The organism is Xanthomonas sp. F4 (assembly GCF_011761895.1).
In genome coordinates this window covers 1,381,521-1,400,392 of sequence record NZ_JAASQX010000001.1, presented here as the reverse complement: position 1 = coordinate 1,400,392, position 18,872 = coordinate 1,381,521, and the positions used below count along the sequence as shown (strand labels likewise).

General features: G+C 68.9%; 13 protein-coding genes. 4 read left to right on the top strand and 9 right to left on the bottom strand.

Annotated features, from left to right (window positions below; translation table 11 throughout):
- Nucleotides 1–51: 51 nt before the first annotated feature.
- The 3 genes from FHR66_RS06160 to FHR66_RS06150 form a co-directional block, all read right to left on the bottom strand.
- Nucleotides 52–2,196 (bottom strand): EAL domain-containing protein, encoded by a 2,145-nt coding sequence (locus FHR66_RS06160; RefSeq protein ID WP_167087582.1) that lies wholly within the window; start codon nt 2,194–2,196, stop codon nt 52–54.
- Nucleotides 2,193–3,110: a phosphate/phosphite/phosphonate ABC transporter substrate-binding protein gene (locus FHR66_RS06155; RefSeq protein ID WP_202395008.1), complete on the bottom strand. Its 918-nt coding sequence runs from the start codon at nt 3,108–3,110 to the stop codon at nt 2,193–2,195. The genes FHR66_RS06160 and FHR66_RS06155 overlap by 4 nt, the downstream gene beginning before the upstream one ends.
- A gap of 151 nt (nt 3,111–3,261) precedes the next feature.
- Nucleotides 3,262–4,020, bottom strand: a complete 759-nt coding sequence (locus FHR66_RS06150; protein WP_160971001.1) for an RNA methyltransferase — start codon at nt 4,018–4,020, stop codon at nt 3,262–3,264.
- A gap of 118 nt (nt 4,021–4,138) precedes the next feature.
- On the opposite strand from FHR66_RS06150, the gene FHR66_RS06145 reads away from it, so the two are divergent.
- Both FHR66_RS06145 and FHR66_RS06140 read left to right on the top strand, forming a co-directional pair.
- A complete protein-coding gene (locus FHR66_RS06145; RefSeq protein WP_160971003.1) occupies nt 4,139–4,966 on the top strand; it encodes an inositol monophosphatase family protein in 828 nt (275 codons plus the stop codon).
- 483 nt (nt 4,967–5,449) lie between these two features.
- Complete coding sequence (locus FHR66_RS06140) at nt 5,450–7,597, top strand: methyl-accepting chemotaxis protein (RefSeq protein WP_160971005.1); 2,148 nt, start codon at nt 5,450–5,452, stop codon at nt 7,595–7,597.
- A 324-nt stretch (nt 7,598–7,921) separates the two neighbouring features.
- Here the strand turns inward: FHR66_RS06140 and secF are convergent, their stop codons facing one another.
- From secF to FHR66_RS06110, 6 genes are all read right to left on the bottom strand, one after another.
- Nucleotides 7,922–8,887, bottom strand: coding sequence for a protein translocase subunit SecF (gene secF, locus FHR66_RS06135; RefSeq protein ID WP_160971007.1), 966 nt, complete (start codon nt 8,885–8,887; stop codon nt 7,922–7,924).
- Between the two features lie 73 nt (nt 8,888–8,960).
- A complete protein-coding gene (gene secD, locus FHR66_RS06130) occupies nt 8,961–10,805 on the bottom strand; it encodes a protein translocase subunit SecD (protein WP_160971009.1) in 1,845 nt (614 codons plus the stop codon).
- 56 nt (nt 10,806–10,861) lie between these two features.
- The gene (gene yajC, locus FHR66_RS06125; protein ID WP_010343515.1) at nt 10,862–11,206 is read right to left on the bottom strand and encodes a preprotein translocase subunit YajC; all 345 of its coding nucleotides are present in this window, start codon (nt 11,204–11,206) and stop codon (nt 10,862–10,864) included.
- Between the two features lie 367 nt (nt 11,207–11,573).
- Nucleotides 11,574–12,719: a tRNA guanosine(34) transglycosylase Tgt gene (gene tgt / locus FHR66_RS06120; protein ID WP_160969695.1), complete on the bottom strand. Its 1,146-nt coding sequence runs from the start codon at nt 12,717–12,719 to the stop codon at nt 11,574–11,576.
- A gap of 162 nt (nt 12,720–12,881) precedes the next feature.
- A complete protein-coding gene (locus FHR66_RS06115) occupies nt 12,882–14,711 on the bottom strand; it encodes an ABC transporter ATP-binding protein (RefSeq protein ID WP_160969693.1) in 1,830 nt (609 codons plus the stop codon).
- Nucleotides 14,712–14,977: 266 nt separating this feature from the next.
- Entirely contained in the window at nt 14,978–16,597 is a 1,620-nt protein-coding gene (locus FHR66_RS06110; RefSeq protein ID WP_160969691.1) for a serine hydrolase, read from the bottom strand.
- 221 nt (nt 16,598–16,818) lie between these two features.
- Between FHR66_RS06110 and FHR66_RS06105 the strand changes: the two genes are divergently transcribed.
- Nucleotides 16,819–17,658 carry a DUF72 domain-containing protein gene (locus tag FHR66_RS06105; RefSeq protein ID WP_160969689.1) on the top strand — a complete coding sequence of 280 codons (840 nt, stop codon included), beginning with the start codon at nt 16,819–16,821 and terminating at the stop codon, nt 17,656–17,658.
- A 200-nt stretch (nt 17,659–17,858) separates the two neighbouring features.
- Complete coding sequence (locus FHR66_RS06100; RefSeq protein ID WP_160969687.1) at nt 17,859–18,833, top strand: 2-keto-3-deoxygluconate permease; 975 nt, start codon at nt 17,859–17,861, stop codon at nt 18,831–18,833.
- Nucleotides 18,834–18,872: the final 39 nt, after the last annotated feature.

The following is an 18,872-nucleotide window of genomic DNA, read 5'->3' as shown; positions in this document are numbered from 1 at the left end:
GGCGATCGCCGCAGGCAGAGCGCCGGGCTAGCAGCGATACTGCGCCCGCGCTCAGGCACCGGCGGGCGGCGCGTCCTCGTTGGCCAGCAACTGGCGGAATTCCTCCGCGCTGAGCGGACGGCTGAGCCAGAAACCCTGCCCCAGTTCGCAGCCGCGCTCGCGCAGCAGTTCGAACTGGGTCTCCTGCTTGATGCCTTCGGCGACCACGGTGATGTCCAGCGAATGCGCCATCGCGATGATCGCCGTGGTCAACGCCAGATCGTCCGGGTCGCGCTGCAGGTCGGCGACGAAACTCTTGTCGATCTTGACCCCGTCCACCGGCACCTGGCGCAGGTGGCTCAGGCCGGAGAAGCCGGTGCCGAAGTCGTCCAGCCAGACCTTGACCCCGGTGCGGTGCAACCGCGCCAACATGCTCGCCGCCTGCAGTTCGTCGCCGATCACCGCGGTCTCGGTCAGCTCCAGGTGCAGTTGCGCCGCCGGCAGCCCGGACTCGCGCAGGCAGTCGGCCACCACTTCCGGCAGGTCGCCGCTGCGCAACTGCCGCGGCGAGACGTTGACCGAGACGAACAGGTCGCGGCTGCCGTCGGCGCGCCGCCACTGGGTGGCCTCGCTGCAGGCCGCACGCAGCACCTTGGGGCCGATGCTCTCGATCAGCCCGCTCTGCTCGGCCACGTCGATGAACACCGTCGGCGAGATCGTGCCCATCGCCGGATGCTGCCAGCGCAACAGCACTTCCACGCCGACCATGCGCCGGTCCTGGGTGCGGAAGATCGGCTGATAGGCCAGCTTCAGTTCGTCGCGTTCCCAGGCGCCGCGCAGTTCGTGCTCCATGTGCACGCGCCGCTCCACCGCATAGTCCATGGCACGGCTGTAGAAGCGGTGGCAGTTCTTGCCGGCCAGCTTGGCTTGGTACATGGCGATGTCGCCGTTCTTCAGCAGCGCCGACGCGTCCTCGGCATCGCCGGGGTAGACGGTGATGCCGATCGAGGTGCCCATGAACACCTCGCGGCCCTGGATCCGCAGCGGCTCGCGCAGTTCCTGCACCAGCCGCTGCGCCAGCGCCGTGGCGACTTTCGCCGCCTGCGGGTCCTCCACCAGGATCACGAACTCGTCGCCGCCGAAGCGCGCCAGCAGCGCGTCGTCGCCGCCCAACTGCTCCACCGCCAGCTGGATGCGCCGCGCGAACTGCAGCAGCGCTTCGTCGCCGGCCTCGTGGCCCAGGGTGTCGTTGATCCGCTTGAAATCGTCGATGTCGGCGAACAGCAGCGCCAGCCGGCGCTGCGAGGCCCGTGCCGACAGCATGCGATGGTCCAGCGCCTCGCGGAACGCGAGCCGGTTGGTCAGCCCGGTCAACGCATCGGTGTAGGCCATGTGGCGCACGTCGCGGTCGTGCCGGGCGATCGCCTCACTCATGCGCCCGAACGCGCGCAGCAATTCGCTGACCTCGTCGTGACGGCCGCTGTCGCGGCGTTCCACCGCGTAGTTGCCGGCCTCGATCTGGCGCGCGGCCGCGGCCATCCAGCGCAGCGGCGCCACCAGGGTGCGCTGCACGTAGACCGTCACCATCGCCGCGGTCAGGCCCAGCGCGGCCAGCAACAGCAGCAGCCAGCCGAGATGGCGCTTGCCCAGCGCGCCCAGGCGCTGGTCGAGGTTCTGCCCGGCCTTGCGCTCGTACTCCTGCGCCCGCGCCCAGGACATGCCCACGCGCACCCCACCCACCCGCTGGTCGCCGATCATGATCGGCATCGACACGTCGAGGAACTCCGGCGACTCCTGCGCCAGCAGGCCGCGGGAGCGGATCGCGGCGTCGGCCATCGTCCCGCGCATGCGCTGGCCATAGCCGAGCAGGTCCTCGCTGCCGTCGTGGATCAGCCGCCCATCGGCGTCGTAGACCAGCACATAGGCCACTGCCACATAGCCCAGCGCCCCGCGCACCTGCGTGCCGATCGCATCCAGGTCGGAGTAGTACACCGGGTTGGCCAGCGAGTCGGCCAGTTGCCGCGCCAGCGACTCGCCGCGGGTGCGCATGCTGCTGTCGAACAGGCTGTGGATCGCATTGCCGCTGAGCGTGCGCACCTCGCGCTGCATCGCCGCCTGGCGCTCCAGCAGCAGGGCCAGGATCGCCATCACCAACAGCGCAGCCACGCCCATGGCCAGCAGGAACCTGGCCTGCAACCCGAAACGCATGGTCTTCATTCCACTTCTGCCCTCACCCGCGCCACGCCGGCGCGCAGGGTGTCCAGGCGCTTCTGCGAGGCCGGATCGATCGGGTAGAAGCCGGAGGTACCGAAGAACTGGCGCAGCGCCGCGCGTCCCTGCGGATCGTCGGCGGCGTGCAGCAGGACCTCGCGCAAGCGCGTCTCCACCTCGGTCGGCAGGTCGCTGCGGACCATTTCGATCGCACGCGGATACGGCTCGCTGCGGTAGATCACCCGGAAGTCGCGGCGGAATGCCGGCGGGATGCGGCGCTCGTCGTCCCAGTCGAGATTGCTGAACGCCCCGGCATCCACCAGGTGCTTGTGCACGAAGGCGGCGATGTTGAGTTCCGAGCGCGCGAACACGTAGCCGACCGTCTCCGCCGAGGGCTGGTCCTTGCTGGACAGCAGGATCTCCGGATGCAGGCCGTGCTCGAACAGCGTCATCATCGGCACCATGTAGGCGCTGGTGGACAGCGGGCTTTGCAGCGCCAGGGTCCGCCCCTGCAGATCCGCCAGGTCGTGCACCGGCCCGTCGCGGCGCACGAAGAACACCGTGTGGTACTGGCGCACGCCGTTGCGCTCGGTCAGCAGCAGCGGCTTGGCGCCGCCGCGCTGTTCCAGCGCCATCGCGGTGGCGGCGGTCTCGGTGACCCAGTCGATCCGGCCACGGCGCAGGTAACTGCTCATCTGCTGGCTGTCGCGGGCCATCAGGATCTGCCCGGAGGTGATGCCGACTTCGCGCATGCGCGGCACCACGTAGTCCAGCAGAGGCTTGAGTTGCTCGTAATGGGCCTTGGGATTGTCGCTGATGCGCCCCAGCACCAAGACCGAGGGCCGCGCGTGCACGGACGCGGGCCAGCAGATCGCCAGCGCCAGCCACACCACGACCACCCGCCAACGCGAACTGGACAAACCACGATCCCCAAGTAGACCTTGCAAAGCCTAGCCGAAAGCGCATGCCGGTGACAGCGTCACAGAATGGCGCCAGCCGCGCATGCTGTTCGCCCCCAACGCGCGCGTCACCGCGCGCGCCGCGAAGGATGCCTTCGCGCCTTGTCCGGCCTCAGTTTCCCGCCTGTCCGGCGAGCCGCGCCATGCGCTGCGCATCGGACAGCACGCCGCGCAACAGGCGCACTTCCTGCTCGGTCAGCTCGGTGCGCAGGAACAGCCGGCGCAGCTTGCGCATCGCCGAATCCGGGGCGCGTCCCTTGTGGAAGTCGATGTCGTCCAGGGTCTCGGCCAACTGCCCGAACAGCCCTTCCACCTGGGCGTGGCTGGCCGGCGCCTCGCGAAAGCCCGGCGCCGGCGCGGGCGCAGGGGCGGCACTGCGCAGCTGCGCCAGGCGCACCTCGTAGGCCAGCACCTGCACCGCCGCGGCCAGATTGAGCGAACTGAACGCCGGATCGGAGGGAATGTGCACCGCCGCGTGGCACAGCTGCAGTTCCTCGTTGGTCAGGCCGGTGCGCTCACGGCCGAACACCAGCGCCACTTCCGCAGGCTCGGCGCTGGTGGCGGTCAGGCGCTGCGCGGCATCGGCCGGCAGCAGTTCCTCCAGCGACACGCGGCGGCTGCGCGCGGTGCAGCCCAGCACCAGCCGGCAGTCGGCCACCGCGTCGGCCAGCGCGGGCAGCACCGGCGCCTGCTGCAGCAGGTCCTCGGCACCGGCAGAACGCCGGTACGCCTCGGTATCCAGCTCGCATTCCGGCGCTACCAGTACCAGCCGCGACAGCCCCATGGTCTTCATCGCGCGCGCCGCCGCACCGATGTTGCCGGGATGCTGGGTTCCGACCAGGACGAAGCGGATACGGAGAGAATCGGTCATGGCGGCACGGCAGGCGAAGCGAACGGGGGCGTAGATGGTAAACTGTGCGGCCGGCCTTGACGCCGGACTGCTCTTTTCCTCCTCCAGACCCACCTCCGCCTTCTCGGGAGCCGTTGCCATGCAAAAACCCGCCGTCACCGTCATGGTCAAGGCTGCCCGCCTCGCCGGCAACGTCCTGTTGCGCCACATCAACCGCCTGGAAGCACTGAACGTGGTGCAGAAGGACCGCATGGACTACGCCAGCGAAGTCGATGCCGATGCGGAGAAAGTGATCGTCAAGGAGCTGCGCCGCGCCTACCCCGACTACGGCGTGATGGGCGAGGAAGGCGGCGTGCAGGGCGGTGGGCGCTACATGTGGGTGATCGATCCGCTCGACGGCACCAGCAACTACCTGCGCGGCTTCCCGCACTACTGCGTGTCGATCGCCCTGGTCGAGAACGGCGAGCCGATCGACGCGGTGATCTTCGATCCGCTGCGCAACGAATTGTTCACCGCCAGCCGCGGCAACGGCGCCGTGCTCAACGACCGCCGCATCCGTGTCAGCGAGCGCAAAGAACTCAACGGCGCCATGGTCCACACGGGCTTCGCGCCGCGCGAGCGCAAGCACGCCAGCGCCCAGCTCAAGTGCGTGGACGCGTTGCTGGTGCAGGCCGAGGACATCCGCCGCACCGGCTCGGCGGCGCTGGACCTGGCCTATGTCGCCTGCGGCCGCAGCGACGCCTACTTCGAAGCGGGGGTGAAGGCCTGGGACATCGCGGCCGGCGTGCTGCTGGTGCGCGAGGCCGGCGGCCGCGTCACCGACTTCAAGGGCGGCACCCTGGGCCGCATCGACGACCGCGGCCCACAGCAGTTCCAGGTGGTCGCCGGCAACCTCAAGGTCGGCGATGCGCTGCAGAAGCTGATCGTCAACACCGGCTACGCCGGCGAGTTCGACGCGAAGTTCTGAGCGGGCGCGTCCGGCGACTGGCCGGCGCCGACACTCCAGCACAAAAAAAGCCGCGCACTTGCGCGGCTTTTTTTGTGCCCGGCATTCGCGCACCGCGCGCTCACGCCTCTCAGCGAGGGCCTTGCACGCACCGCTTTCGCATCGCGAGAGGACATGGGACTTCCAGGATTTCCGCTTGCGCTCGTTACGCGGCACAGCGTCTGCGCCTCACGCCACGCTCACGCATTGCACGTCGCGCGCTTCACCTGTGCTTGATCGCGGTTTGCGTAGAAAACGGCGACACGAGGCGCTGCGTGCAGCTGCCATGGCCTGTGCGATGCGCCCGATGCGACCGGCGAACACAGCCCTAAAGATCCCTAGAACGCGGCCGATAAAGATGCGGGCTTTTGCCCGAACTTCCCCCGCTGATCCGCGCCTGCGTTGCCGTCCCTGCGGCAATGGAGCCGGTGGCGCCCGCTCTCTCGCATCTTTCGGAGATCTCGCGTGTCCTTCCATCATCTCACCGTCACCAAACGCCTGGCAATCGGCTTCTGCGGCGTGATCGCCATGTTATTGCTGGTCGGCATCACCAGCCTGATCGGTTTTCGCAAGTTCACCAGCGCCGCTGCGCTGGATGCCCATACCAACAAGGTCATCACCCTCGGCGACCGCATGCTGGTGAGCCTGCTCAACATCGAGAGCGGCGCACGCGGCTTCGCCCTGACCCGCGACAAGTCCTATCTGGAGCCGTTCGAACTCGGCGAGCGCGAGTTCCGCGCGCAGTGGCAGGAATCCAAGCAGCTGACCGCGGACAATGCGGCACAGCAAGCGCGCCTGCAAACCCTGATGCAGGACTACGCGCAGTTCATGGCGACCAAGCGCAAGGCACTGGACCACATGCGCGCCACCGCCGCCGACAGCGACGACGCCCAGTTGGACACATTCCGAACCGTCGGCAAGCAGCAGATGGACGGATTGCGCGACACGATCGGCCAGTACGAGGACGCCGAACGCGCGCTGCTGCAGGTGCGCAAGGCCGAGAGCGAGGCACGCGCGCAGTCCGGCGAGTGGACCAGCATCGGCGGCATGCTGATCGGCATCGTCGCCGCGATCCTGCTCGGCCTGCTGGTCCGCAACAGCCTGATGCGCCAGCTCGGCGGCGAGCCGGCCTACGCGGCCGACGTGGTGCGCCGTATCGCCAGCGGCGACCTGTCGCAGGACGTGCGCCTGCGCACACAGGCGCCGTCGCTGCTCAACGACATGCGGCAGATGCAGGAGGAACTGCGCACGGTGATCCAGGCGCAGACCGAGATGGCCCGGCAGCATGCCGCCGGCCAGATCAGCTTCCGCATGGACGAGGCGCGCTTCCCCGGCGACTACGGGCGCATGGTGCGCGACACCAACGCGTTGGTGCACAGCCATATTTCGGTCAAGCAGCGGCTGATCACGTTGATGGGCGAGTATGCCGAAGGCGACCTCAGCCGCGATCTGGAACAGTTCCCGGGCGAGATGGCGATCCTGACCGACACCATGGCCAAGGTGAAGCGCAACCTCGGCGCGATCAACCACGAGATCGACCTGCTGGTGCGCGCCGCCGCGCAGGGCGACTTCTCCCGCCGCGGCGAGGAGCAGCGCTTCCAGCATGCCTTCCGCGGCATGGTCGCCAATCTCAACACGATGATGACCGGCACCGAGACCAACCTCGCGGCGCTGTCGCAGCTGTTGCGCGCGATCGCCGCCGGCGACCTGACCCAGACCATGCAGGGCGATTTCCACGGCGTGTTCGCGCGGATGCGCGACGACGCCAACGCCACCGTCGCGCAGTTGACCGACATGGTCGGCCGCATCCAGCAGGCCGCGGCCAGCATCGACACCGCCGCGGGCGAGATCGCCAGCGGCAACGACGACCTGTCGCGCCGGACCGAGCAGCAGGCCGCGAGCCTGGAGGAAACCGCCGCCTCGATGGAGGAACTGACCGCCACGGTGAAGCAGAACGCCGAGCATGCGCGCCAGGCCAACCAACTGGCGGCCGGCGCCGCCTCGGTGGCCTCGCAGGGCGGCACGGTGGTCGGCCAGGTCGTCACCACCATGGACGGCATCGAAGCGGCCTCCAAGAAGATCGCCGACATCATCGGCGTCATCGACGGCATCGCCTTCCAGACCAACATCCTGGCCTTGAACGCCGCGGTCGAAGCCGCGCGCGCCGGCGAACAGGGCCGCGGGTTTGCCGTGGTCGCCAGCGAGGTCCGCACCCTCGCCCAGCGTTCGGCCAGCGCGGCCAAGGAGATCAAGACGCTGATCGACGACTCGGTCGAGCGCGTGAGCGCGGGTTCGGCACTGGTCGCCCAGGCCGGCACGACGATGCAGGACATCGTGGCCTCGGTGCAGCGCGTCACCGACATCATGGGCGAGATCGCCGCGGCCTCGCAGGAACAGTCGGCCGGCATCGAACAGGTCAACCACACCGTCACCCAGATGGACGAGACCACCCAGCAGAACGCCGCCCTGGTCGAGGAAGCCACCGCCGCGGCGCGTGCGATGGAACAGCAGGCCGGCGACCTGGTGGAGATCGTCGGCCAGTTCCAGGTGCGCAGCGAGACCTACCCGATGGTGGCGCACCTGGTCGCCCGCGCCACCGCCAACGCGGCCTAGTCCGGACCCGCCGCGCGGCAGGGACGCCGCGAAGGGATGGCGCCGTCGTCGACGGCCCATCCCGCGACACTGGCAGGCGCTGCAACCCGACCGACCTACCTGTAGGAGCGGCTTCAGCCGTGACGCCTTACCGGTAAGGCGTCGCGGCTGAAGCCGCTCCTACGACAAAGCGGATGCGGCGCCGCCCCCACTCGAATCTCCAAGCGTCCGCACAAAGAAAAAGCCGCGCATCCGCGCGGCTTTTCTGTTCGCAGGAGCGGGTGTTTCAGGACCAGGAATCACGCTTTTACGATTCCCGACTCCCGAATCCCCAATCCCAGCCCCTCAGGGCCTACGCGCCAGCGCCTCGACGTCCTTCGACTTCGGCAGCAGGTCCTGCTTGGTGACCTGGAACGGCCCGATCGACAGCAGCGGCACCGCCACGATCACCGAGGACACCACCACCACCACCGCGCCGATCATGTGGGTCAGCGCCAGGCCTTCCATCGACTCGCCGCCGTACAGGTACAGCGCCAGCGCCGACAGGAAGAACATCACCGCGGTGATCACCGTACGCGACAGGGTCTGGTTGATCGAACGGTTCAGCACTTCGATCGGCTCCACGCGCAGGCTGCGGAAGTTCTCGCGCACGCGGTCGAACACCACGATGATGTCGTTGATCGCAAAGCCCATCACCGACAACAGGCCGGCCAGCACGGTGAGGTCGAACTCGCGGCCGGTGACCGACACGTAGGCCACCGTCACCAGCAGATCGAACAGCGCGGTCACGCTGGCCACCACCGCGAACTTCCACTCGAAGCGGAAGGCGATGTAGATCAGGAAGCCGACCAGCATGAACACGGTGGCGTAGACGCCGTTCAGCGCCAGGTCCTTGCCGACCTGCGGGCCGACGAACTCGCCCGGCTTGACCGTGGCCGGATTCTGCGGCGTGCTCACCGCCTTGCGCACCTGCTCGGCGAGGTTCTTGGTGATGTCCTCGTTGTTGTGCTCGCCCTGCGGCTGCAGGCGGATCACCACCTCGTTGCCGCTACCGACGTTCTGCACCTGCGCGTTCTCGAAGCCGGCCTTGGCCAACTGCTCGCGCACCTGGTCCACGTCGATCGGCTTCTGGAAGCTGGTCTGCACCAGCGCGCCGCCGGTGAACTCCAGCGCGTAGTTGAAGCCCTTGGCGAAGATCACCGCGAACGAGGCCAGCGCCAGCACCAGCATCAGCACCAGGGTCGGGTGCCGCCAGCGCATGAAGTCGATCTTGGTGTCGTTGGGGATCAGGTGAAGCGGGAAGATTTTCATTGGAGACCGCTCTGCGTTTTTTTGGACCCCGCGCCTGCCGGCGCGGGGACGTGCGGAAGGTGGCGTGCGTGGCTCAGATGGCCACGGACTTGATCTTCTTGCGACGGCCGTAGATCAGCACCGCCAGCGCGCGCGACACGGTGATCGCGGTGAACATCGAGGCGAAGATGCCGATGATCATGGTCAGCGCGAAGCCCTTCAGCGGGCCGGTACCGAACGCGTACAGCGCCACGCCGACGATCAGGCCGGTGAGGTTGGCGTCGAGGATGGTGCCGCCGGCCTTCTCGTAGCCGGCCGCGATCGCCGACTTGGGCGGCACGCCCAGGCGCAGCTCTTCGCGGATACGCTCGTTGATCAGCACGTTGGCGTCCACCGACAGGCCCACCGACAGCGCCAGGCCGGCGAAGCCGGGCAAGGTCATGGTGGCGCCGAACAGCGACATCACCGAGACCACGATCAGCAGGTTCATCAGCAGCGCGACCGAGGTGATCAGGCCGAACATGCGGTAGTACACGCTGAAGAACACCAGGGTGAACAGGAAGGCGTAGACCACCGCGGTGACGCCGCGCTCTACGTTCTCCGCACCCAGGCTCGGGCCGATCACGTATTCCTCGACGAAGTCCATCGGCGCGGCCAGCGAACCGGCGCGCAGCAGCTTGGCCAGGTTCTCCGCCTCGGTCTTCTCCAGGCCGGTGGTCTGGAAGTTCTTGCCGAACACGCCGGCGATACGGGTCGGCGCCAGCGCCTCCTCGTTGACGCGCACGCTGCGCACTTCCTTGCCGTCGACCATGGTCACGGTGGGGATGCGCTCGATGTAGACCACCGACATCAGCTTGCCGGTATTGGCGCTGGTGTAGTCGAACATGCGCTGGCCGGCGGCGTTGTTGAGCGTCACCGCCACGGCCGGCATGCCGTTCTGGTCGGTGCTGACGGTGGCGTTGACCATCTGGTCGCCGGACACCAGCACGCGCTTGCTCAGCAGCACCGGGGCGCCGCTGTCGCGCAGGCGGAAGACCTTGGCGTCGGGCGGGATGTTGCCGCTGCGCACCGCGTCCTCGGCATTGCCGTCGACCACGCCGCGGAACTCCAGCGTGGCGGTGGCGCCGATCATGCGCTTGGCCTCGGCGGTGTCCTGCACGCCCGGCAACTCGACCACGATGCGGTCGTCGCCCTGACGCTGGATGATCGGCTCGGCCACGCCCAACTGGTTGACGCGGTTACGCAGGGTGGTCAGGTTCTGCTCGATGGCGCCGGCGGCGATCTGCTTCAGCTCCGCCTCCGGCACGGTGACCGTGATGGTCTGCCCGGACACCGCGTAGCTCAGGGTCGGCTGCGCCTTGGCGATGGCGGCGCGCGCGGCGCTGGCGTCCACGCCCTCGCCCAGGCTGACCTGGATGCTGTTGTCCGGACGGCGTTCGACCGAACGGTAGGCCAGACGGCCATCGCGCAACGTGGTACGGATGTCCTCGGCGAAGGCGTCCAGGCGCTTTTCCAGCGCCGCCTTCTGGTCCACCTGCAGGGCGAAGTGCACGCCGCCGACCAGGTCCAGGCCCAGCACCATCGGCTTGCCGCCCAGCCGCGACAGCCAGTCCGGCACGGTCGAGGCCAGGTTCAGCGCCACCGTGTAGTTCTCGCCCACCTGCTGGCGCAGGACGTCGTTGGCACGGGTCTGCGCCTGCAGGTTCGGCAGGCGCACCATCAGGCTATCGCCTTCCTTGTCGACCAGCTTCGGGGTGATCCCGGCCGTCTTCAGGTCGGCGAGCACCCGCTCGCGCAGGGCGTCGTCGATCTTGCCGCCGCGGCTGGCGGTGATCTGGACCGACGGATCCTTCTGGTACACGTTGGGCAGCGCGTACAAAGCGCTCAACGCCAGCACGATCAGGATGAGGACATACTTCCAGCGCGGAAACTCGAGCATTGCGGGACCCCGCACGACGCCACGCCGGCGTCGCGCCTAGCAGTAGGAGAAATGGATCAGGCGGACTTCAGCGTGCCCTTCGGCAGGACATTGCCGACGGCGCCCTTCTGCACGCGGATGCGCACGTTGTCGGCCACTTCGATGGTGATGAAGTTGTCGCCGATGTCGGTGACCACGCCAGCCACGCCGCCGGAGGTGATGACCTCGTCGCCACGGCCGAGCTTGTCCAGCATCGACTTGTGTTCCTTCTGGCGCTTCATCTGCGGCCGGATCATCACGAAATACATCACCGCGATCAGGATGATGGGCAGCAGGAACATCTGCAGGCCGCCACCGGCCGGGGCGGTGCCGCCGGCGGTCTGCGCCTGGGCGACGGGAATCAGGAAATCGAGCGGATTCATCGGGTACGTCCTATGGTTTGGGCAGCCCGCCGCCCTGGGGCACGGACCGCTGGTTTGCCTTGCGGCAGCAAGCAGCCGCCGATTATGCCACGATCTTCCTTCACCCTCCGGAACCGCCGCGGCGCCCTTCCCTTCTCCCTGCGGGACCATGGCCCCCTTCTCGGGGGAAGGTGCCGCGTAGCGGCGGATGAGGGTGCGGGCGAAGCCACGTGTCAGTTCGACTGCACGAGGCTGCGGCCGGACCTAACCCCAACCCCTCCCAAACGGCACGAGGCTTCGCCCGCCCCCCCCCCCCAACTCCTGTCCCGACTGCCACGAGGCTGCGCCCGTACCCTCACCCCAACCCCTCTCCCGGGGGGAGAGGGGCTTATCCCTGCTCCGTTGGGAGTGGGGTTGCTTCCACGCCGCGCGCCGCATAGAAGGACCGCCGGAACTGGGCAAAGGTTCCCGCCGCGATCGCGGCGCGCATGTCGGCCATCAGCTTCTGGTAGTACCAGAGGTTGTGCAGGGTGCCCAGCATCGGCGCCAGCATCTCGTTGCAGCGGTCCAGGTGGCGCAGGTAGGCGCGGGTGTAGCCACCGCTGCAGGCGTGGCAGCCGCAGCCCGGCTCGATCGGATCGAGGTCGCGCTCGTAGCGGGCATTGCGGATGCGCACCGTGCCGAAGGAGGTGAAATAGTGGCCGTTGCGCGCATTGCGGGTCGGCATCACGCAGTCAAACATGTCCACACCGCGGGCCACGCCCTCGACCAGGTCCTCCGGGCGTCCCACGCCCATCAGGTAGCGCGGGCGGTCGCCCGGCAGCCGCGGATGCAGGTGCTCGAGCATGGCGTTGCGCTCGTGCTCCGGTTCGCCCACCGCCAGCCCGCCGATCGCGTAGCCGTCGAAGCCGATCGCCTGCAATCCCTCGATCGAACGCGTGCGCAGGTCCGCATGCACGCCGCCCTGGACGATGCCGAACAGGGCCGCGTCGTTGCCCAGTGCGTCGTGCGCGTCGCGCGAGCGCTGCGCCCAGCGCAGGCTCAACTCCATCGAACGCCGTGCCACATCCTCGGTGGCCGGATACGGGGTGCACTCGTCGAAGATCATCACGATGTCCGAATCGAGCACCCGCTGGATCTGCATGCTCTCCTCCGGCCCCAGGAACACCTTGGCGCCGTCGGTCGGCGAGGCGAAGGTGACGCCCTGCTCGCTGATCTTGCGCCGGTGCGCCAGCGAAAACACCTGGAAGCCGCCGGAATCGGTCAGGATCGGCCCGTCCCAGCGGGCGAAGCCGTGCAGGCCGCCGTGATCGCCGATCACGTCCAGGCCCGGGCGCAGGTACAGGTGGAAGGTGTTGCCGAGGATGATCTGCGCGCCCAGCGCCTTGATCTGCTCGGGCAGCACGCCCTTGACCGAGCCGTAGGTGCCCACCGGCATGAACGCGGGAGTCTCGACCGTTCCGCGCGGGAAGGTCAGGCGGCCGCGGCGCGCGGCGCCGTCGGTGGTATGGAGCTCGAACTGCAATCGGGACATGGTCTGGCGACTATCGGTAAGCCGCGCATTGTCGCATTGCCGGGCAGCCGGCGCCGCCTCCGAGCGGAGCACGGCGTCCCGGCGACCGCCGTCAGTGCCGCCGCCCTGCCCCGCTGCGTCGTTGCGCCGCGACCGCCTGGCGCGGCGAGGTCCAGCGAAATCCTATTCCGCCGCGACGAAGCCGCCCGTCTGGCGCGCCCACAGCCGCGCGTACAGGCCGCCACGGGCGACCAGTTCGGCATGTGTGCCGGTCTCGACGATGACGCCGCGGTCCATCACCACCAGCCGGTCCATCCGCGCGATGGTGGAGAGCCGGTGGGCGATCGCGATCACCGTCTTGCCGGCCATCAGCTCGTCCAGGCTGTCCTGGATCGCCGCTTCCACTTCCGAATCCAGCGCCGAGGTGGCCTCGTCCAGGATCAGGATCGGCGCGTCCTTGAGCAGCACGCGCGCGATGGCGATGCGCTGGCGCTGGCCGCCGGACAGCTTGACCCCGCGCTCGCCGACCTGCGCGTCGTAGCCGCGCAGGCCTTCGCCGTCCACCAACTGCTCGATGAACTCGGCGGCGCGCGCCTTCGCCACCGCCGCGTGCAACTGCGCCTCGCTGGCGTCGGGGCGGCCGTACAGCAGGTTGTCGCGGATCGAGCGATGCAGCAGCGAGGTGTCCTGGGTGACCAGGCCGATCTGCTGACGCAGGCTTTCCTGGGTGACGCCGGCGATGTCCTGCCCGTCGATCAGGATGCGGCCCTGCTCCAGGTCGTACAGCCGCAGCAGCACGTTGACCAGGGTCGACTTGCCGGCGCCGGACGGCCCGACCAGGCCGATCTTCTCACCCGCGCGCACCTGCAGGTCGAGCCCGGCGATGACCCCGCCGCGCTTGCCGTAGTGGAAGTGGATGTGCTCGAAGTGCACCGCGCCACGCTGCACGCGCAGCGGCACCGCGTCGGCGCGATCCTGCACCTGCGCCGGCTGCGCGATGGTCTCCATGCCGTCCTGCACCGCGCCGATGTCTTCGAACAGGCCGTTGACCGTCCACATGATCCAGCCGGACATGTTGTGGATGCGGATCACCAGGCCGGTGGCCACGGTGATCGCGCCCACGCTGATCTGGCCGCGGTTCCACAGCCACAGCGCCAGGCCGGAGGTCCCGACGATCAGGAAGCCGTTGGCGATGGCGATGGCGGTATCCATCGCCGTGGTCATGCGGGTCTGCCGGCGATGCTTGACCGCCAGTTCGTCGATCGCCTCGCGCACATAGCCCTGCTCGCGCCCGGCATGCGAGAACAACTTGAGCGTGGCGATGTTGGTGTAGCCGTCGACGATGCGCCCCATCGCCTTGGAGCGCGCGTCCGAGGCGATCCAGGCGCGCTGTTTCATCCGCGGCACGAAGTAGACCATCAACCCCACGTAGACCAGCAGCCACGCGATCAGCGGCACCATCAGCCACGGGTCGGCCTGGGCGAACAGCCACAGCGCGCTGGTCGTGTAGACCAGGATGTACCACAGCGCATCGACCATCTGCACCGCCGACTCGCGCAGCGAGGTCCCGGTCTGCATCACCCGGTTGGCGATGCGCCCAGCGAAGTCGTTCTGGAAGAAGCCCAGGCTCTGCCGCACCACGTAGTTGTGCATCAGCCAGCGCGCGCGGTTGCTCAGGCCGGGCACGATCGCCTGGTTCACCAGCAGGTTGTGCAGGCCGACGAAGAACGGCCGCGCCACCAGCACGATCAGCGCCATCCACAGCAGTTCGCCGGCGTGGCGCTGGAAGAAATCCGGCCCCGGCTGCTCGGCGACCATGTCGACGATGCGGCCGAGGAAATCGAACATCGCCACTTCCACCAGCGCCAGCAGCAACCCCGCCACCACCGTGGCCAGCAGCAGCGGCCACAACGGGCGCAGGTAGTGCAGATAGAAGCGCACCACCCCGCGCGGCGGCATCTGGGTCTCGACCTTCGGGAAGACCTCGATCAGGGACTCGAACCAGCGGAACATCGCGACGCCACGCTAAAAAGGGGCGTCAGGGTAGCGTATCTGGCGTCACGTCCCGTGACGCTGGGAATGGGGATTGGGGATTCGAGGTGAAGCCGAGATTGGGGAGTCGGGATTGGGGATTCGCAAGAGCGGCCTCCCGCCCGCATGGCGCCTATCGCTTTCTGTTGTAGGAGCGGCTTCAACCGCGACCAGGCGTTACCGATAACGCCTGGTGGCGGCTGAAGCCGCTCCTACGAATCCCGAATCCCCACTCCCGAATCCCGGCCTCACTCCGGCGTCAGCACCAGATCCTGGAAATCGAAGCTGAAATCGGTCAGCGGCGAGATCGCCTGCATGCGTGCCTCGCGCACCTTGCCGTCGGGCGTCAGCGCGAAATTGACGAAGGCGTCGGCGTTGAGCGAGCGGTCGCGCCAGCGCACGATGAAGGTGTCGTGCTGCCAGTGCTCCAGGGTGCCGACCAGTTGCGCGGTCTTGCTGAACTGCAGTTCCAGGCGCTTGCCCTGCTGACGCACCACCACGTCGCCATACCAGGGGTCGCGGTAGGTGCCGGCGTAGCCGGACAGCGGCAGCGACGGCGTGGACTTGGCGTCGCGCGCAGCCACGTGCTTGGCCCAGTCCTCGTCGGCGCTGGCGTCGGCCTTGGCCACGGCCTTGGCATAGGCGGCGGTCCAGTCGGTCGCCGGCGCGCCCAGGTAAGCGTCCAGCACCCGCAGGGTGATGGCGTTGAAGGCGGCGCCGACCTCCTGATTGGTCAGCACGATCACGCCCAGCTTGCGCTCCGGCACCAGGGTCAGCCGCGAGACCATGCCCGGCCAGCCGCCGGTGTGCCAGACCAGCTTGGCGCCGCGATAATCGCTCAGGCTCCAGCCCTCGCCGTAGCCGGCGAAGTTCGGCTTGGCCGGCAGCAGTTCCGGCACGCTCGGCTCGGACACCGCGATCGGCGTGATCATCTGCCACATCTCCTGCTGGCGCTGGGCGCTGAACAGCTGCCGCGTCTGACCATCGGCCGACGGCAGGCGCCCGCCGTCGAGCTGCACCTGCATCCACTTGGCCATGTCGTGCACGTTGGCGTAGATGCCGCCGGCGCCGGAATTGTTGGACCAGGTCAGCGGCGCCACCGTGCGCAACTCGCGGAAATCGAACTTGGCGTGGCCGACCGCGGCTGCATCGCCGGGCTGCAGGTGATCGCTGTTGATGCGCGCGCCGGTCATGCCCACCGGCACGAAGATGCGCTGGCGCACGAACTCGGCGTAGCTCTGCCCGGACACCTGTTCGATCAGCTTCTGGGCTACGGCATACAGGATGTTGTCGTAGGCGTAGCGGTCGCGGAAACCGCCCTTCAGCGGCACGTGCGCCAGGCGCCGCACCACTTCTTCGTTGCTGTAGCTGGTGGCCGGCCAGAACAACAGGTCGCCGGCACCGAGGCTCAGGCCGCTGCGATGGCTGAGCAGGTCGCGCACGCGCATCTCGCGGGTGACATAGGCATCGGACATCTGGAACCACGGCAGGTGATCCACCACCCGGTCCTCGAGCTTGAGCTTGCCTTCGTCGGCCAGGATCGACAGCGCCGCGGAGGTGAAGGCCTTGGTATTGGAGGCGATCGCGAACAGGGTCTGCGCATCCACCGGCTCCGGCTTGCCGAGTTCGCGCACGCCGTAGCCGCGCTCAAGCACCACCTTCCCGTCCTTGACGATGGCGATGGCGATGCCCGGCACGTCGAACTGCTTGCGCACGCGCTCCACCTGCGCATCGAGATCCTGCAAGGCCGGCGGCAACGCGGGCGGGGCCGGGGCCGGCGCGGGACTCGGCGTGGGGGCCGGCGCCTGCGCCTGCACGGTGGCGCTCACCGCCAACAACAGGCCGCAGCCCATCGAGATGCTCTTCAACTGCGTCGCTCCTGAAAGAACCAAGGGTAAAGGGACCGGCCGGCGCGGGCTGCGGCGCAGGCCCAGCCACGCGGGCGTCGCCGCCGAGTGTAGGCCAGCGCGTGCGCAGGCGGCAGTGCCGCGCTGCAGGGCCGCGCGACGCGGCGTGGCCGCGCCGCAGACGGTGCGACGCCGCCGCGCTGCGGCACAATCGGGTCTTCCCCCTCCGCACGCGCACCCGCATGAACGATCTTTTCGACTCCGCCCCGGCCGCGACGGACGGCATCCGCGTCGGCATCGGCGGCTGGACCTACGCGCCGTGGCGCGGCGGCATGTTCTATCCGCAGGGCCTGGTGCAGCGCCGCGAGCTGGAATACGCCAGCCGCCACGTCACCAGCATCGAGATCAACGGCACCTACTACGGCGCGCAGAAGCCGGACACCTATGCGCGCTGGCGCGACGAGACGCCGCCGGGTTTCCTGTTCTCGGCCAAGGCGCCCAAGCGCATCACCGCGCTGCGGCGGCTGGCCGGCGCCGGCACGCAGATCGAGGATTTCGTCGGCGGCATCGCCAGTCTCGGCGACCGCCTCGGCCCGCTGCTGTGGCAGTTCGAGCACGGCCATCGCCTGGACCTGGAGGACCTGGCCGCGTTCCTGGACCTGCTGCCGCGCAAGGCCGGCGGACGCCGGCTGCGCCATGTGCTGGAAGTGCGCGACCCGGCCTGCGTCGTCCCGGAACTGCTGCAGCTGACCCGCCGGCACGGCGTGGCCACGGTGTTCACCGATTCGCCCGAGTTCCCCTCCTTCGCCGACCTGGGCACCGACTTCGTCTATGCACGGCTGATGCGCAGCCGCGCCGACGTCGCCCATGGCTACCCGCCCAAGGAGCTTCAGGCCTGGGCCGCGCACGCGCAGGCCTGGCGCCGCGGCGAGGATCCGCAGGCGCTGCCGCACGCCGACACGACCGTGGCCAAGACCACGCCGCGCGAGGTCTTCGTCTACTTCATCAGCGCCGCCAAGGAACGCAATCCCGCAGCGGCGATGGCCCTGCTGAAGATCCTCGGGTCCGCCGCACAGGCGTGACGCGCTGTGCCGCACGCACGCGACGTGCGGCACAGCGCAAGCGCGACCGCCGACGCCGCGGTCGCACGACGGCTGAACCGGGCATCGACCGCGCACACCCGGCGACACCTGGCAGTCGCCGCACTGCGGTACAACAGCGCCGGTCCGGTGCCATCGCCGGGCCGCGGCTCCGGCCGCGCCTCCACACGCGGAGCCCATCGATGCGGATCAAGCGCACGCTCGAACGTCTTCCCGGCGGCATGATGCTGGCGCCGCTGCTGCTGGGCGCCCTCTGCCACACCCTGTGGCCGCAGGCCGGCGCCTGGTTCGGCTCGTTCACCCAAGGCCTGATCGGCGGGCTGGTGCCGATCCTGGCGGTGTGGTGCTTCTGCCTGGGCGCCTCGATCCGGCTGCGCAGCGGCGGCCGCGTGCTGCGCGCCTCCGGCGTGCTGGTGCTGACCAAGATCGCGGTGGCGTGGCTGACCGCGGTGATCGCCGCGCGCCTGCTGCCGCCGGGCGGCATCGTCGCTGGCGTGTGGAGCGGCATGTCGGTGCTGGCGCTGGTCGCGGCGATGGACATGACCAATGCCGGCCTGTTCGCCGCGCTCATGCAGCAGTACGGCGGCCGCGGCGAGGCCGGCGCGATGGCGCTGATGTCGCTGGAATCCGGGCCACTGGTGACCATGCTGATCCTCGGCACTGCCGGCGTCGCCAGTTTCGAACCGCGGCTGCTGCTCGGCGCGGTGCTGCCGCTGCTGGCTGGTTTCGTGCTCGGCAATCTGGACCCGGCGCTGCGCGCCCTGTTCGCACGGGCGGTGCCGGCGCTGATCCCGTTCTTCGCCTTCGCCCTGGGCAATACCCTGGACCTGCGCATGGTCGCCCACGCCGGCGTGGCCGGGGTCGCGCTCGGCCTGCTGGTGATCGTGGCGACCGGGATCCCGCTGCTGCTGGCCGATCGCTGGCTGGCCGGCGGTAACGGCAGCGCCGGCCTCGCCGCCTCCAGCACCGCCGGCGCCGCGGTGGCCACGCCGGCATTGGTGGCGGCAGTAGCGCCGCAGTTCCAGGCCACCGCGCCGGCCGCGACCGCGCTGGTGGCGACCTCGGTGGTGGTGACGGCGCTGCTGGTGCCGCCGCTCACCGCCGCCTATGCGCGCAGGATGGCGCGGACCGCGTCGCCGTCCGCAGCGAACGCCTGATCCGCGCCCCGATCTGCGACCGTCGCGCCGCGCTTTGCG

Excerpts from the sequence above, each read along its gene's own strand:
- FHR66_RS06160 (WP_167087582.1), bottom strand. The coding sequence starts at position 2,196 with ATGAAGACCATGCGTTTCGGGTTGCAGGCCAGGTTCCTGCTGGCCATG.
- FHR66_RS06150 (WP_160971001.1), bottom strand. The coding sequence starts at position 4,020 with ATGACCGATTCTCTCCGTATCCGCTTCGTCCTGGTCGGAACCCAGCAT.
- FHR66_RS06145 (WP_160971003.1), top strand. The coding sequence starts at position 4,139 with ATGCAAAAACCCGCCGTCACCGTCATGGTCAAGGCTGCCCGCCTCGCC.
- secF (WP_160971007.1), bottom strand. The coding sequence starts at position 8,887 with ATGAAAATCTTCCCGCTTCACCTGATCCCCAACGACACCAAGATCGAC.
- secD (WP_160971009.1), bottom strand. The coding sequence starts at position 10,805 with ATGCTCGAGTTTCCGCGCTGGAAGTATGTCCTCATCCTGATCGTGCTG.
- yajC (WP_010343515.1), bottom strand. The coding sequence starts at position 11,206 with ATGAATCCGCTCGATTTCCTGATTCCCGTCGCCCAGGCGCAGACCGCC.
- tgt (WP_160969695.1), bottom strand. The coding sequence starts at position 12,719 with ATGTCCCGATTGCAGTTCGAGCTCCATACCACCGACGGCGCCGCGCGC.
- FHR66_RS06115 (WP_160969693.1), bottom strand. The coding sequence starts at position 14,711 with ATGTTCCGCTGGTTCGAGTCCCTGATCGAGGTCTTCCCGAAGGTCGAG.
- FHR66_RS06105 (WP_160969689.1), top strand. The coding sequence starts at position 16,819 with ATGAACGATCTTTTCGACTCCGCCCCGGCCGCGACGGACGGCATCCGC.
- FHR66_RS06100 (WP_160969687.1), top strand. The coding sequence starts at position 17,859 with ATGCGGATCAAGCGCACGCTCGAACGTCTTCCCGGCGGCATGATGCTG.